The organism is Serratia sp. 3ACOL1 (genome assembly GCF_003668775.1).
In the GTDB taxonomy this organism is placed as follows: Bacteria; Pseudomonadota; Gammaproteobacteria; order Enterobacterales; family Enterobacteriaceae; genus Chania; species Chania fonticola.
Genome location: NZ_CP033055.1, coordinates 1,832,730 through 1,847,661 on the forward strand (window position 1 = coordinate 1,832,730; position 14,932 = coordinate 1,847,661).

At 52.7% G+C, this 14,932-nt stretch carries 12 protein-coding genes and 1 pseudogene; 8 read left to right on the forward strand and 5 right to left on the reverse strand.

Going from position 1 to position 14,932, the window contains the following annotated elements; translation table 11 throughout:
* Positions 1–238: 238 nt before the first annotated feature.
* Entirely contained in the window at positions 239–415 is a 177-nt protein-coding gene (locus tag D9980_RS08430; protein WP_021181193.1) for a GhoT/OrtT family toxin, read from the forward strand.
* Between the two features lie 45 nt (positions 416–460).
* Here the strand turns inward: D9980_RS08430 and D9980_RS08435 are convergent, their stop codons facing one another.
* A complete protein-coding gene (locus D9980_RS08435) occupies positions 461–2,578 on the reverse strand; it encodes a TonB-dependent siderophore receptor (protein WP_121607007.1) in 2,118 nt (705 codons plus the stop codon).
* Positions 2,579–2,901: 323 nt separating this feature from the next.
* On the opposite strand from D9980_RS08435, the gene D9980_RS08440 reads away from it, so the two are divergent.
* The 3 genes from D9980_RS08440 (at position 2,902) to D9980_RS08455 (ending at position 5,556) form a co-directional block, all read left to right on the forward strand.
* Positions 2,902–3,384 (forward strand): hypothetical protein, encoded by a 483-nt coding sequence (locus D9980_RS08440; protein ID WP_121607008.1) that lies wholly within the window; start codon positions 2,902–2,904, stop codon positions 3,382–3,384.
* Positions 3,385–3,679: 295 nt separating this feature from the next.
* Entirely contained in the window at positions 3,680–4,240 is a 561-nt protein-coding gene (locus tag D9980_RS08450) for a 3'-5' exonuclease (protein ID WP_121607009.1), read from the forward strand.
* Between the two features lie 122 nt (positions 4,241–4,362).
* A complete protein-coding gene (locus tag D9980_RS08455) occupies positions 4,363–5,556 on the forward strand; it encodes a multidrug effflux MFS transporter (RefSeq protein ID WP_024485406.1) in 1,194 nt (397 codons plus the stop codon).
* Between the two features lie 2 nt (positions 5,557–5,558).
* On the opposite strand, the pseudogene dadX reads toward D9980_RS08455, so the two are convergent.
* The 3 genes and pseudogenes from dadX to D9980_RS08470 form a co-directional block, all read right to left on the reverse strand.
* Positions 5,559–6,634, reverse strand: a pseudogene (gene dadX, locus D9980_RS08460) (catabolic alanine racemase DadX).
* Between the two features lie 23 nt (positions 6,635–6,657).
* Positions 6,658–7,962: a D-amino acid dehydrogenase gene (locus D9980_RS08465; RefSeq protein ID WP_121607010.1), complete on the reverse strand. Its 1,305-nt coding sequence runs from the start codon at positions 7,960–7,962 to the stop codon at positions 6,658–6,660.
* A gap of 70 nt (positions 7,963–8,032) precedes the next feature.
* Positions 8,033–8,287 carry a hypothetical protein gene (locus D9980_RS08470; protein ID WP_121607011.1) on the reverse strand — a complete coding sequence of 85 codons (255 nt, stop codon included), beginning with the start codon at positions 8,285–8,287 and terminating at the stop codon, positions 8,033–8,035.
* A 201-nt stretch (positions 8,288–8,488) separates the two neighbouring features.
* Between D9980_RS08470 and D9980_RS08475 the strand changes: the two genes are divergently transcribed.
* Complete coding sequence (locus D9980_RS08475) at positions 8,489–10,024, forward strand: SpoVR family protein (RefSeq protein WP_024528759.1); 1,536 nt, start codon at positions 8,489–8,491, stop codon at positions 10,022–10,024.
* A 67-nt stretch (positions 10,025–10,091) separates the two neighbouring features.
* Here the strand turns inward: D9980_RS08475 and fadR are convergent, their stop codons facing one another.
* A complete protein-coding gene (gene fadR / locus D9980_RS08480) occupies positions 10,092–10,811 on the reverse strand; it encodes a fatty acid metabolism transcriptional regulator FadR (RefSeq protein ID WP_021181184.1) in 720 nt (239 codons plus the stop codon).
* Between the two features lie 243 nt (positions 10,812–11,054).
* Here fadR and nhaB point away from each other — a divergent pair, with 243 nt between their 5' ends.
* The 3 genes from nhaB to D9980_RS08495 all read left to right on the forward strand — a co-directional run bounded on the left by nhaB (position 11,055) and on the right by D9980_RS08495 (position 14,849).
* Positions 11,055–12,629, forward strand: coding sequence for a sodium/proton antiporter NhaB (gene nhaB / locus D9980_RS08485; RefSeq protein ID WP_121607012.1), 1,575 nt, complete (start codon positions 11,055–11,057; stop codon positions 12,627–12,629).
* 122 nt (positions 12,630–12,751) lie between these two features.
* On the forward strand, positions 12,752–13,282 hold the full coding sequence (gene dsbB, locus D9980_RS08490) for a disulfide bond formation protein DsbB (RefSeq protein WP_021181182.1): 531 nt from the start codon (positions 12,752–12,754) through the stop codon (positions 13,280–13,282).
* Positions 13,283–13,949: 667 nt separating this feature from the next.
* Positions 13,950–14,849 carry a Kdo hydroxylase family protein gene (locus tag D9980_RS08495; protein WP_121607013.1) on the forward strand — a complete coding sequence of 300 codons (900 nt, stop codon included), beginning with the start codon at positions 13,950–13,952 and terminating at the stop codon, positions 14,847–14,849.
* The last annotated feature ends 83 nt before the right edge of the window (positions 14,850–14,932 follow it).

Here is a 14,932-nt window from a genome sequence, read left to right on the forward strand (position 1 = left end):
CTAATACTGAGAACTACTTTACTAAAACTGCTTTCATAAGGTCTGTACTTCAAACCGATGACGCTATTTACTCATAACCCAGAGTTATTAGCAAGGGCTATTTATAATTAATTTCGATAAGGCGCTCTTTCAGCCGTGCGACAAGCCGACCTTTCCGCCCTTTTACACCGCATTAACACATTGATTACTTGTGGGGAGCCGCCTAGAATGAGCGGTAAAAATTACCGGGATGGTTTTCATGTTATCGCTGTGGGAAGTCACTCAATACGTTTATTTTATTGGCCTGTTGGTTTCGATGATTGTCACTTTTCTGGTCAGCCGCGATACCCTCCCCATCCGCCTGCTTAGCGCGCTGATCATCGGCCTGACCTGGCCACTCAGCCTGCCCGTAGTACTGTTGTTTTCGCTGTTTTAGCGCCTCATCCCGCTCACGTTCAGCAGGATGAGTACGGTTTAGCCGTTAAAAGTCATACCCCACGGTAGCGATAACTGAACGCCCCGCTCCCCAATAGCAGTAGCCAGTGCCATAGCAGCCAGCAACATATTCCCGGTCCGTCAGGTTATTGGCGTTCAGCTGCACATAAGCCCCTTTTAACGACGGTTTTACGCTGTCCAGATCCATGCGCACCGAAGCATCCAGCAGCGTGACCGAAGGAATACGCAGAGTATTCTCATTATCCGCCCACTGTTTGCCAATATAACGCACGCCAGCCCCCAGATTGATACCAAGCCCAGCCTTGTACTGCCCCCATAAAGAAGCCATCTGATTAGGCGCCAGGTATGGCGTATTGCCATCGTTACCGTCAACGGCGTCTTTGAATTTCACTTTGTTGTAGCTGTAACCGGCAATAACATTCAGGCGCTCGCTCACCTGGCTACGGGCCTCCAGTTCAATCCCTTGTGAATGTACCTTACCGGCAGGCACATAGTAGCTGTCCTTCACCACGCGGTTGGCTACGTCATTCTGCGTCAAATCGTAGAGGGCAATACTGTAGATCGAGCTGCTGCCTGGAGGCTGATACTTCAGCCCGGCCTCATATTGCTCGCTGGTGGTTGGTTTAAGCAGATGCCCCTCTTTATCGGCTAGGACCGCGGGCGTCACCGCGGAGCTGTAACTCATATACGGCGAGAAACCGCTGTCAAAGTGGTACAGCAAAGAGGCTCGGCCCGTAAAGTGGTCGTCAGTACGGGCATCGGTAGAATCGGTATTCAGCACGGTATTCTTGGTTTCCAAACGGTCAACGCGCCCGGAAAGATTGAGATACCAGTTGTAGAGGCTGACTTCGTCCTGCAGATAGACGCCGGTCTGCTCATAACGCCGTTTAGAGTCGGTGTGACTGAGAATAGTGATATCTGGCCCACCGGAAACGCCGGTGAACGGGTTCAACGGCGTGGCCGAACCAGACTCTTCCCACAGGTTATTGGTAAAACGTTGATAATCCAGCCCCAGCATCACCTTGTGTTCCAACGCGCCAGTCGCAAACTCCGCCGCCAGTTGGTTATCCACGGCATAAGCATCCAACGACGTATTGGAGCCGCTGTACCAACGGTTCAACTCGCTACGATCGGCGTTCCAGCCAATCTGGTAAACCTGCTCCAGCTCCACGTTGGAGTGGGTGTAGCTGGCATTTTGTCGGAATGACCAGACGTCGTTAAAACTATGCGAGAAGTCATAACTGTAGATTTGCTGCCAACGTTTGAACACATTGCGGCTGCTTTCGCCGTCAAAAAAAACCCGGCCCAGCTTGTCCCCACTGGTGGTATAAATGCTGCCGTCTGACGGCACCGCGCTATGATAACCACCGGAAGGATCTTTTTGCAGATTGGCCTGCAACAATAATGAGGTATTTTCATCCGGTTGCCACAGCAACGAAGGCGAAATCGCATAGCGCTCTTCACGCTGATGGTCATACATGGTGTCACTGGTGCGGGTAATGCCGGTCAAACGGTATGCCCACTGATCGTTCAGCGCCCCCGTCGAATCAAATGCACCGCCTTTGGTATTGTTGTTACCGGCCATCACATTGACGTGGTTTTCACTGGCAAACTGCGGCCGTTTGCTAGTCATCGCCACCAACCCACCAGGGATGCTTTGCCCATACATCACGGAGGACGGGCCCTTAATCACGTCAATGCGTTCCAGGAACCAAGGGTCGATCTGCAAAGCGTTATAACTGCCGCCGTCGCTAAGCAGTCGTAGGCCGTTCAGGAAGGTGTTATTGACGTCGCCACCGTGGAAACCGCGCAGAGCGATAGTATCGTAACGCGTCGCGCCACCAGAGAAGTTAGTGAATACGCCTGGGGTATATTTCAGCGCATCGTTAACCGTCAAAGCCCCTTGGTCGCTCATCTGTTGGCGTGTTACTACGGAGACGGATTGCGCAGTGAGTATCAGGGGCCGATCCGTTTTAGTGGCCCCCTGGCTGGTGCTGGCCTCATAGCCATGCGTTGCCGTTTCCGCCGTATCGGCGGGTTTGGCCGTTACCACGAGGGTATCTTCAGCAAATGAGGTCAGTGGCAGGAAAATCGCTAACGAGCAGTAAAGATAAGAACGACTGGCAGGAAAAAACGCAGGCATACCTGTATTCCCCATGGGATCCATTGAAATTGCACCGAAAACTTACCGCGCTGGCAACGCTGGCCAGTTTGGCGTAAAGAAGTCACGGTGCTCTGATGTTGTTGAACATGAAACACTAATAACAATGATAATTATTATCTTTACTATTAATGAATTCAAGTAGCAAAATGCACTCTGCTGATGGGCGTTTCAGGCGCGTTTATGGGCTTATGATTGGTACGTCATCATGGAAAAACCTTTTTCTCAGCAGCTTATGCTCCTGAGCCGTTTAGTTTTCATTTAGCTGTTAAATGCTATAAATCTGGATAACTCAAGGAGAGTGCATGACTCAAACAGCAAATCCCATCTCAGCCCCCTCCAGAAGACTGAAAGTGGTCTATGGCTGGTATGTTTATACGGTGTATGCATTACTGGTCTTTAATCTCTATCTGGCGGTATATAACACTTGCGTTCGCCACCCCTTTGAATCACCGTTAATCTCCATGGCTCATAGCCTGTTTATCGCTTTTCTGCTCAGCCAGATCCTGAAGAAACGAAGAGGGTTCGGTTGGGTATTGCTAATCTACTTTATGACCATGCGCCTGTATTACGCCAATATTTTGCACACTGAGTTCTCCACCGCCAGCCTGAGCCTGGTTTGGATCGTCATGACAATGTTACTGGCTGGTACTCTAACCGTTAGGCAATTCAACACTAACAAGGTGCAACAGGAATGGTTGGCGCGCTTTGGCTGGCGCCAATGGGCCGTGTTAATCGGGATAACGGCGATATTGACGCTATTAGTCACCCGCGACTATCTGGGGTGACGGGTGACTGCGGGATGTGAGGTTCAGAGATATCCACCATGCGGCAGATTTTACTTAAGTTTTGCGCGTTTTCGCAGATTTTATCGGTAACGTAAACGCCAAAATAGCCTAATACCAGCAGATAGCCGATCATACATAGAATAAAAATAAGTGTTCTCAACGCTAGCTACCAACTCTGCAACATGACTAAAGTCATCATACCGTGAACAGACCGTTTTCGCCTATTTCAAAGTAACTGGATATTCTGCCAGACTGTATGCAGTACCATCACGAGCTTGTTCAGCCTGGAGACCCCATGAACCATTTGATGCTAGATATTGAAACGCTGGATATTACCCCGAGTGCGGTGATCCTGGTGGTTGCCGGCGTGTTTTTTAACCCCAAGACTGGTGAGTTAGGGGCAGAATTTGAAGCGGCAGTGAACAGCCAGCAGGAACAACCGGGCCGAACAATCAGTCTGGATACCGTGGCGTGGTGGGCAAAACAGTCAGACGAAGCTCGTAAACAGGCCTTCGGAGGCAGCGAAAGTCTCAAGCGGGTATTAACCAACCTGAGCCGTTTTATTCACATGCACAGCACCGACACGGTGAAAGTCTGGGGCAATGGCAAAGAGTTTGACTGCTCGATCCTGGAGCATGCCTACCACCAGTTGGCAATGCCTTGCCCCTGGAAGTTCTGGGATACCCAAGACGCCCGCACTATCATTACGCTGGCTGAGTTGCATGGTTTCAATCCCAAGAAACAGCGTCCGTTTGAAGGCACACCACACCGGGCGCTGGATGATGCCAAACACCAGGCGCGCTACGTTGCAGATACCATTTCAGCGCTTTATTACCGCCAACCCGCGGTAAAATGATCGCGCCAGGGGAAATCAAGCGCAAACGGTTTCCTGTCTGTCATCAATACGTTATCGCTTCCCATTTGCGGTTGGGATCTCTACTCTAGTCCTCTTTGTCATTCGGATGTGCCATTTTTGTTATGCAAAAATTTCTCTTTCTCCTGCTCAGCCTGGTGTTGCTTGGTCCTCTGGGAATCGATCTCTATCTGCCCACCATTCCTGCCATTGCCCTGGGCCTTAACAGCAGCGAAGCCTTGATCCAATCCACCATTTCGCTGTTTATTCTGGTGTTGGGTCTTGGCCAGGTGATCGCCGGTCCGCTGGTGGATAACTACGGTCGTAAGCCGGTGGCTATCGCCGGGATCCTGATTTATATGGTGGGCGCAGCCATGGCCGCCCTGGCGACAACGGCGGATATCTTTGTCGCTTCGCGCCTGATGCAAGGCGTGGCCGTTTGCTGTACCGCCGTTGTAGCATTCAGTGGCGTGCGCGATCGGATGAATGGCGATGACGCCGCACGCGCTTTCGGTTTTCTCAACGGCACGCTGAATATCATTCCTGCACTGGCCCCGCTGCTCGGTGGCTTGCTGGCAGAAGCCTTCGGCTGGCGCGCCCCATTCTGGTTCCTGGTCGGTTATGCCGCGGTGGTGTTATTGCTGGTCATCTTCTTCCTGCCGGAAACCCGCCCCGCTACTACCGTGGCCGTCAAAGGGCTGCCGGTACGACAGTATCTGCGCATTCTTGGCGATCGCCGTTTTATCTCCTTTGCGGTGGTCAATGCAGGGGCGATGGGGATGGCGCTAACTTATGTTTCATTGGCACCTAACGTGCTGATGGGCACTGCCGGGCTATCACCGCTGCAGTTCTCTTTGGTATTTGGTGCCAACGGTTTCTGGATCATGCTGGTCAGCTTTGTCGCCAACCGTATCATTCACAAGATTGGCCGCCCTTTCTGCCTGGCGACCGGCGGCATACTGATGGGGTTAGGATGTCTCGCGTTAGTGTTGGGCGTGGCACTACTGGGTGACGCTGCACAAAGCCATTGGTTGGCGTATATCCTGCCCGTGGCCTGCGCCTGCGCCGGATTGGCTTTTGTCATGGGGCCGTCAACCAGCTATGCGTTGGAGCCTTACTCTAACGAAGCTGGTGTGGCTTCAGCACTGGTAGGTTTTATTCAGATGGCCGGGGGGGCCGCGCTGGGCCTGATCGCGATGGCGTTACCACTGCAACCGAAAATGTCGCTGGCGTTGGTGATGCTGGTAGGTTGCCTGCTGGCGCTACACGCGCGGCAGCGCAGCAAGCAAATCAAAGGACAGTTGAAGAAGATCGGCTGAGTCTATTCTTCTACAACAATAGGCACCCGTGCCGCCAAGGCTGTCAGCAGTTCGTAACCCAAGGTTCCGGCTGCGGCAGCCACATCATCGACCGGCAGTTTCCTTCCCCACAGTTCGACATCAGTACCAATGGTTGCCTGCGGGCACGGCGTCAAATCCACCGTCATCATATCCATGGAAACCGAACCTACCGTGTGCGTCAGCACACCGTCCACCCAGACTGGAGTCCCGGTGGGCGCATGGCGAGGATAGCCGTCCGCATAACCACAGGCTACGACGCCGATACGCTGCGGCCCACGAGCGGCATAGCGCCAGCCATACCCTACCCGGTCTCCCGCTTGCAGCTGTTGGATGCCAATGATCTTGCTGCTCAGCGTCATCGCCGGTTGCAAACCGGTAGCGGCGATGTCCTGCCAGTGGCCGCTGGGTGATGCGCCATAAAGTATAACCCCCGGCCTCACCCATTCCCCTGCGTCTGTGGGTGCCACAGGGTGGCCGCCGAGTTGGCCAGACAACGAGGCAGATCAATCGCAGCAGTCGCGCGTTCAATCACGGCCATTTGCTCCGTTACGCCTTCAGCACCGTCGGCGGTGGCGAAGTGGCTCATTAGCGTTATCGAACCAATATTACGCAGCTCCTTTGCGGCTAGCCAAGCGCTGTGCAACCGCTCCGGGGCAAACCCTAGGCGGTTCATACCACTGTTCAACTTGAGATAAATATCCAGCGGCGCCTGTAAACGCGCTTCGGCAATCGCCTGTAGTTGCCAGTCGCTGTTCACCGCCGTGGTTAACCGGTAACGATCGATCAGCATCAGGTCTGCGGGCTGGAAAAAGCCCTCCAGCAACAGAATCGGCCCCTGCCAGCCAGATTCGCGTAGTAACACTGCCTCGTTAAGATCGAGCAAGGCAAAACCATCACTATTCTCGCCTAGGCTGCGCCAGACGTGCTGCAAACCATGGCCATAGGCATTGGCCTTAACAACGGCCCAGATTTTAGCCGTAGGAGCAAAACGACGAACTACCTGCAGGTTATTGGTCAACGCGGCCAAATGCAGCATAGCGGTAATCGGGCGAGGCATGGGCTCTCCTATCAGATTGGGTTTCAGCGTGCCGGGTGCACGTCATTCAAGGGAACAACAGGTCCCTGCCGAAAGTCTGCGCGGTAACGCGCCACCGCCAGATCGTCTGAAGCAATGGCCGGAGTGACCCCAGAGATCAAGTCGGCAAGCAACTGCCCGGAGCCGCAGGCCATCGTCCAACCCAAAGTGCCATGGCCGGTATTTAAATAGAGATTTTTCAGCGGTGTGCGCCCCACGATTGGCGTGCCATCTGGCGTCATCGGGCGCAGCCCCGTCCAGAATGAGGCCTCTTCAACCCGCCCACCGTTCGGATACAGATCGCGTACCACCATTTCCAGCGTTTCACGCCGCTTCTGCTCCAACTGGGTATTGAAGCCAACAATCTCCGCCATACCGCCCACGCGGATGCGCTTATCAAAGCGAGTAATGGCAATTTTATAGGTTTCGTCCAGCACGGTAGAGAATGGCGCGGCCGCTTCATCGGCGATCGGAATGGTTAATGAATAACCTTTCAACGGATAAACCGGAATGGACACCAGATCGCGCAGTAGCGCGGTAGAATAGGCGCCGAACGCCACAACATAGCTATCGGCAGTAATGATTTCACCATCACACTGCACGCCGCTAATTTTATCTCCTTCCACCAGCAAGCGTTCAACGTTGCGGTTAAACAGGAAGTTGACGCCGGCCTGCTGAGCCAGCTTGGCCAACTGCTGGGTGAACAGTTGGCAGTCCCCGGTTTCATCATTCGGCAACTGTAAACCGCCGGTCAGCTTATGGGCAACCTGCGACAACGCCGGTTCAACCGTCGCCAACTGGCTGGCCTCCAGCAGTTTGTAAGGCACTCCGGCGTCCTCCAGCACGGCAATGTCCTTGGCCGCGCTGTCAAACTGCTGCTGGGTGCGGAACAGTTGCAGCGTGCCGCCTTGACGGCCTTCGTACTGGATGCCGGTTTCCTGACGCAGAGCTTTAATGCAGTCGCGGCTGTATTCCGCCAGACGCACCATACGGCCTTTATTGGTCATATAGTGGGCGGTATCGCAGTTTTTCAGCATCTGCCACATCCAGCGCAGTTGGAAACTGCTGCCGTCTAGGCGGACTGCCAACGGCGCGTGACGCTGGAACATCCATTTAATCGCCTTCAACGGTACCCCAGGTGCTGCCCAAGGTGCGGCGTAACCCGGAGATATTTGCCCGGCATTGGCCGCACTGGTTTCCAAGGCTGGCCCGGGTTGACGATCGATCACCGTCACCTCATGGCCCGCTTTTGCCAAGTACCATGCACTGGCAACCCCTACCACTCCGCTACCTAAAATAACCACTCTCATCGCTGACTCCAGCCCAAGGATCGATAAAGCACAATCTACCAATAACAGGAAATTAACTCAGTGGAAAAAACTACTCAACAACTCGTTTATTAATCGTGACAATATTCACAATTATTTTATCGTTGATGCGCCAGTCTTTGGCAATACGGGTCAAGAAATAACGATAAGATGCTGTTAAAGCGCATTTTGACGAAAAATCAGGCTGTTCATCCGCCAAAAACATCAGCGAAAACAACCAACGCCATATGGAATAACAACCTTCACAATCTGGAATATAAATCTGTTTAATTAAATATTTCAGGTGAATAATTCCAACTACGAGCATTGCGCATCAGTTTCCTCTGCCTCACGGTCCGAATGCCAGGTTGAGTACCGCCACAGGCCGCAAAGCGGGTTTAAGCATAGCTACCCCAAGTGGTTATCAGTGCTCAGCACGGATGATTTCAAACGATTTATTACGACTTGGACTATCATTGTTAAAGGGTCTGCCAAAAGAGCCGACGCCGTTCATAACGAGGGTGCGCTGATGACTACTTCGACACAGAAAAAGGTTAAGGAAGATAAACGTCTGAGCGATGGACCGGACTGGACATTCGACCTGTTGCAGGTGTATCTGGAACAGATCGACCGGGTTGCCAAACATTACCGGCTCGACACCTATCCGCATCAGATCGAGGTCATTACCTCCGAGCAGATGATGGATGCCTATTCCAGCGTCGGGATGCCGATCAACTATACCCACTGGTCATTCGGTAAAAAATTCATCGAAACCGAGCAGCGCTATAAGCATGGTCAGCAGGGGTTGGCCTATGAGATCGTGATCAACTCCAACCCGTGTATTGCCTATCTGATGGAAGAAAACACCATCACCATGCAAGCACTGGTTATGGCTCATGCCTGCTATGGGCACAACTCGTTTTTCAAAAATAACTATCTATTCCGCAGTTGGACCGACGCCAGTTCGATTGTCGATTATCTGCTGTTTGCCCGCCATTACATCAGTGAATGTGAGGAACGCTATGGCGTGGAAGAAGTAGAAAAGCTGCTGGACTCCTGCCATGCGCTGATGAATTACGGGGTCGATCGCTACAAACGGCCACAAAAAATCTCGCTGGTGGAAGAAAAAGCCCGCCAAAAGAGCCGTGAGGAGTATCTGCAAAGCCAGGTCAACTCGCTGTGGAAAACCCTGCCGCGAGTCGATCGCGAAGCCCTGCCGGAACAGGCCGTGCGTTTTCCACGGGAGCCGCAGGAAAACATTCTCTATTTTATGGAGAAAAACGCCCCGTTGCTGGAATCCTGGCAGCGCGAAGTGCTGCGCATCGTGCGTAAAGTAAGCCAGTATTTCTACCCGCAAAAACAGACGCAGGTGATGAACGAGGGCTGGGCCACCTTCTGGCACTACAGCATCCTTAACCACCTGTATGACGAAGGGCGCGTGACGGATCGCTTTATGCTCGAGTTCTTGCACAGCCATACCAATGTGGTCTACCAACCACCGTACAACAGCCAATACTACAGCGGCATCAACCCATACGCGCTGGGCTTTGCCATGTTCCAGGACATCAAACGGATCTGCCAGTCGCCGACCGAAGAAGATCGCTACTGGTTCCCGGATATCGCTGGCAAAGACTGGTTGGATACCCTGCACTTCGCCATGCGTGACTTCAAGGATGAGAGCTTTATCAGCCAGTTCCTGTCACCGAAGGTGATGCGTGATTTCCGCTTGTTTACCGTGCTGGATGACGATCGCAACAATTACCTGGAGATTTCAGCGATCCACAACGAAGCGGGCTATCGGGCGATACGTCAGGAGCTGTCGGCTCAGTACAACCTGAGTAACCACGAACCCAATATTCAGATCTGGAATGTGGATCTGCGTGGCGATCGTTCATTAACGCTGCGCTACATTCCGCAGGACCGGGCTCCATTGGATAAAAGTCGCCGTGAGGTGATGAAACATCTGCATCGTCTATGGGGGTTCGACATTATTCTGGAGCAGCAAAACGAAGATGGCAGCGTTGAGTTGCTGGACCGCTGCCCACCAAGACCCAACGCGTTATAAAGCGGCAATATGACAAAGGGGCGCATGCAGCGCCCCTTCAACTATCTGATTACGGGAATAACGCGAATTAACGACGCGCTTCGGTCAGATCGCTTGGCATAGTGCCCTGCATGCTCTGCCAAATAGCCCCACTCTCTTTACCGTAGTTACGCACGCAATCCATCACCTGATCGTACATCTTCTCATGACACAGGCTAGACAGCTTGTTGTAGAAGGTCAGTGCGAGTTTGCGCGCTTCCGGGTTGGAGAAGTAATAACGGCCAACGCGGGTATACAGCCCTTTCAAGCCATTGAGGATCAGGCCGTAAATCGGGTTGCCCGAGGCAAAGGCCAAGCCACGGAAAATTTCATAGTCGAGCTGGTTGAAGGCATCCGCCTGATCGTCAACCAGCGCCGCTTTCGCCAACACTTCCTGCGCCTGCTCCGGGTGGTTACGCACCGCCGCACGGATAAAGATCGAGGCAATATTGGTCCGCACTGACAGCAGATTATCGATCAACTGCGGTACGCTGTTGTGATCGAGCCGGGCCAGGGTTTCCAGAATATTAAGGCCGGAGGTTTCCCAAAAATTATTCACCTTGGTCGGCTTGCCGTGCTGAATAGTCAGCCAGCCGTCACGGGCCAGTCGCTGTAGAACCTCACGTAATGTGGTGCGCGTGACGCCAATCAGTTCTGAAAGCTCACGTTCCGCGGGCAAAATAGAGCCGGGAGGGAAGCGGTTATTCCAAATACTTTCAATAATATACTCTTCCGCGAAACCGGCAGGACTCTGCGCCTTTATAACCATGTGTTTGATGTTCCGTAACGACGATAATCAGTAATTGTAATCGGCAGATCATACCAGATCGCCGGGGCATCACATAGCGCGAGCCAAAAACAATAAACGAAAGTGTGCATAAGCTGGCAAAAAGATGAAAAAAACCACTTCGCCGAAATTTCAGGCTATTAGGGCTTCGTTGTTTGCATCAGCCCCACTGCCGTTGTTAGGGTATGACGAGCCAACTCACTTTAAGGTTTCACAAAAACAAGCATGGATATGACAATACGCTCGGCATTGGTAAAGAACTTTCTCGGGGCGTCCCCCGATTGGTACAAACTGGCCATCATCAGTTTTCTGGTGATCAATCCCTTGGTATTTTTCCTGGTCAGCCCTTTCGTAGCGGGCTGGTTACTGGTTATCGAGTTTATCTTTACGCTGGCGATGGCGCTGAAATGCTACCCGTTGCAGCCCGGTGGGCTACTGGCCATTGAGGCAGTGTTGATCGGCATGACCAGCCCCGCACACGTCAGCGCGGAAATTGCCAGTAATCTTGAGGTGTTATTGCTGCTGGTGTTTATGGTGGCAGGCATCTACTTTATGAAGCAATTGCTGCTGTTTGTGTTTACCAAACTGCTGCTGAACATCCGCTCAAAGATGCTGCTATCGTTGTCCTTCTGCGTTGCCGCTGCACTGCTCTCTGCCTTCCTGGATGCCCTGACCGTGGTCGCGGTGGTGATCAGCGTCGGCACGGGGTTTTATTCGATCTACCATAACGTCGCCTCCAATCAGAAAATCGATATTAGTGACGATAGTCACCTGGAAGATGCCGACCATAAACAGACGCTGGAACAGTTCCGTGGCTTTCTGCGCAGCCTGCTGATGCATGCGGGCGTCGGCACTGCTCTCGGGGGCGTGATGACCATGGTGGGCGAGCCGCAGAACCTGATCATCGCCAAAAGCGCCGGGTGGGGCTTTGGCGAATTTTTCCTGCGCATGACCCCTGTCACACTACCGGTGTTCGTTTGCGGTCTGTTGGTATGCCTGCTGGTTGAACGTTTTGCGGTATTTGGTTACGGCACCAAACTGCCGGACCAGGTGCGTAGCGTACTAAAAGAGTTCGATCGCCAGGCAACGGCCAAGCGTAGCCGCCAGGAAAAAATGAAGTTGGTGGTACAGGCGTTAATCGGCCTCTGGTTGGTGATTGCCTTGGCCTTCCACCTGGCGGAAGTGGGCCTGATTGGCCTCTCGGTGATCATTTTGGCAACCTCGCTGTGCGGCGTAACCGATGAGCATGCGATCGGTAAGGCTTTCCAAGAAGCCCTGCCCTTTACCGCGCTGCTGACGGTGTTCTTCACCGTCGTGGCGGTGATCATTGAACAGCAGCTGTTTACTCCGGTGATCCACTATGTGCTACAAGCACCGCCGAGCTCACAGCTTTCCCTGTTTTATCTGTTCAACGGTCTGCTCTCTTCCGTTTCTGATAACGTTTTTGTCGGTACGGTTTACATTAATGAAGCGCGGGCGGCACTGGCGGACGGAGCAATTTCACTGCAACAGTTCGAACTGTTGGCGGTAGCGATTAACACCGGTACCAATCTGCCTTCGGTGGCTACACCCAACGGGCAGGCTGCTTTCCTGTTCCTGCTGACCTCTGCCCTGGCGCCGTTGGTACGTCTGTCTTATGGCCGCATGGTCTGGATGGCATTGCCTTACACGGTGGTGCTGACCCTGGTTGGCCTGCTGTGTGTGCAGCATACTCTGGCACCGGTAACGGACCTGTTTACCCAATGGCAGTGGTTAATGCCGCTACCGCTTGACGCGACGGCCCCAATCGCTGCACATTAGCCGCCATAACCGTCCCTGCAAACGACGATATTTTTCACTGAATCGTCGTTAGATAGCTGGCAGCGAGGATGAATTGGTTTACACTGCCGGTTCAATTGCTTACTGCATGGAAGAATATAGATATGTTGCAATTCTTTAACCGCTGCTCGCAGGGGCGCGGTGCTTGGCTGTTGTTGGCTCTGACTGCATTGGTACTGGAGTTGGCGGCCCTCTATTTTCAGCACGTGATGCTGTTACAGCCTTGCGTAATGTGTATCTACGAACGTGTCGCGCTGTTCGGGATTTTGGGAGCGTCACTGCTTGGTGCATTGGCACCGAAGTCGCCGCTACGCTATGTGGCGATCCTGCTGTGGATTTACAGTGCCTGGGAAGGCCTGCAGTTAGCCTGGAAACACACGATGATCCAGCTGCATCCATCGCCGTTTAATACCTGTGATTTCTTTGTCAGCTTCCCATCTTGGCTGCCGCTAGACAAATGGGCGCCTGCGGTGTTCCACGCTTCAGGTGACTGCTCGGTGCGCCAGTGGCAGTTCCTGTCGTTGGAAATGCCTCAGTGGTTGGTGGGGATTTTTGCTGCCTATTTGCTGATCGGGATTGTGGTTCTGCTCAGCCAATTTGTCCGCCAACGTAAACGCGATCTGTTTGGCCGCTAACGCTAAAACATCGCAAAAACGGCGCCTGAGGGCGCCGTTTTTTATTGCTACTGACACCCATCACCAGGCTCACCGAGTAGGGCCGCTCATGCTGCGCCCGTTTGGATAATCAATGGCATCGTGTGTAGTAGGCAAGCAACATCAAGTATGGGTAAAGTAATACACGAGCACGATCAGTACTCCGGCCACGGCAAATAGGCGTACCATCTTCATCATCACATTCTCATCACAGGCGGAGGTGCCGACAAGCTACCTAAGATTTTGTTTAAAAAGAAGCGTCCACCAGGCGATTACGACGTAATTTACATAACATTAAGTTTTGTTGTGGTTCCCCGCCGATATACCGCCCAATCTTTGGCAATCCTCCCCTTTCAAGCACCGATATATTGGCTACACTTAATCACTGATTGGCCGTTTTTCATTCACCGTATTAATACTTTAGGGCGGATACTAATAAAATGCTGACATATATAAGCCACTCCCCTCATCCGCCCTGATTTATTTCCCCTCTCGTTTAGCTTTTGTTTAACCTGACCGCCCGGTTAGCACGCTATTTCGGCTATGCTCTGCATGATAAAACGCCTACGTCTACCAAGGCCGCAGGCATTCAACCACTGAACAGTCGCAGCCAATAAGATAGACAGAGTATTTTGAGCAAGGGATCACTATGTCAGAAAATAAAATCAATCTGCAATCGGCCATCACAACGCTGCCCTATTTAGACTGGAATGCTACCTCCTCTGCTACTCTGGATGCCGTAGCCGAGTTGGAAAGCGGCAAGGTGCTCTATTTCCCTCATCTGGCCTTTAATCTGACCGACGCGGAAAAAACCTTACTCACCCCAGAGTTGGTCGATCCCAAACGCAAAAATATTAGCTATCAGCCAGAACAACAAAAACTGACCGGGGTTGCCCTTGAGGCCAAACGCGAAGCGGTACATAAATTAATGGCTCGGCACTATCAAGCCTGCCAGCATTTAATCGATTCCGTGCTGCCCGAATATCGGCACGCAGTGCAAATGCCCACCAATAGCCTGCGTCTACACCCGATCTCTGCGTGGACAGCCTCGACTTCATGGCGCAAGGACGACCGCCGCCTGCATGTCGATGCGTTCCCTTCTCGCCCCAATTATGGCAACCGTATTTTACGCATCTTCACCAATATCAACCCTCATGGTGAAAGCCGCCAGTGGCGAGTCGGGGAGCCGTTCCCTCAGTTGGCGCAACGTTTTCTGCCACGCCTGAAACGTTATTCGCCCTTTGCCAGTTGGTTGCTGGATAAAGTGGGCATTACCAAAACGCGTCGTAGTCACTACGATCATCTGATGCTGCAAATGCACGATGCGATGAAGGCAGATAAAGACTATCAGGAAAGCGGCCCCCAGCAGGCGGTTGAATTCCCCCCAGGAAGCAGTTGGATCTGTTTTTCCGATCAAACTCCCCATGCTGCTATGGCTGGCCAATATATGCTGGAACAGACCTTTATTTTACCGGTGAGCGCCATGAAAACCCCGCAGCATGCGCCGCTGAACGTCTTGCAAGAGTTGTTACACAAGCCATTGATATAGAAAGCCTGGCTTTTCAGCCGATCCGCGGGTTAATCGCTGGATCGGCCATAACTTCGATCTGTGTCACCCCATTGGGGCAGCAA

Excerpts from the sequence above, each read along its gene's own strand:
- D9980_RS08430 (WP_021181193.1), top strand. The coding sequence starts at position 239 with ATGTTATCGCTGTGGGAAGTCACTCAATACGTTTATTTTATTGGCCTG.
- D9980_RS08435 (WP_121607007.1), bottom strand. The coding sequence starts at position 2,578 with ATGCCTGCGTTTTTTCCTGCCAGTCGTTCTTATCTTTACTGCTCGTTA.
- D9980_RS08440 (WP_121607008.1), top strand. The coding sequence starts at position 2,902 with ATGACTCAAACAGCAAATCCCATCTCAGCCCCCTCCAGAAGACTGAAA.
- D9980_RS08450 (WP_121607009.1), top strand. The coding sequence starts at position 3,680 with ATGAACCATTTGATGCTAGATATTGAAACGCTGGATATTACCCCGAGT.
- D9980_RS08455 (WP_024485406.1), top strand. The coding sequence starts at position 4,363 with ATGCAAAAATTTCTCTTTCTCCTGCTCAGCCTGGTGTTGCTTGGTCCT.
- D9980_RS08465 (WP_121607010.1), bottom strand. The coding sequence starts at position 7,962 with ATGAGAGTGGTTATTTTAGGTAGCGGAGTGGTAGGGGTTGCCAGTGCA.
- D9980_RS08470 (WP_121607011.1), bottom strand. The coding sequence starts at position 8,287 with ATGCTCGTAGTTGGAATTATTCACCTGAAATATTTAATTAAACAGATT.
- D9980_RS08475 (WP_024528759.1), top strand. The coding sequence starts at position 8,489 with ATGACTACTTCGACACAGAAAAAGGTTAAGGAAGATAAACGTCTGAGC.
- fadR (WP_021181184.1), bottom strand. The coding sequence starts at position 10,811 with ATGGTTATAAAGGCGCAGAGTCCTGCCGGTTTCGCGGAAGAGTATATT.
- nhaB (WP_121607012.1), top strand. The coding sequence starts at position 11,055 with ATGGATATGACAATACGCTCGGCATTGGTAAAGAACTTTCTCGGGGCG.
- dsbB (WP_021181182.1), top strand. The coding sequence starts at position 12,752 with ATGTTGCAATTCTTTAACCGCTGCTCGCAGGGGCGCGGTGCTTGGCTG.
- D9980_RS08495 (WP_121607013.1), top strand. The coding sequence starts at position 13,950 with ATGTCAGAAAATAAAATCAATCTGCAATCGGCCATCACAACGCTGCCC.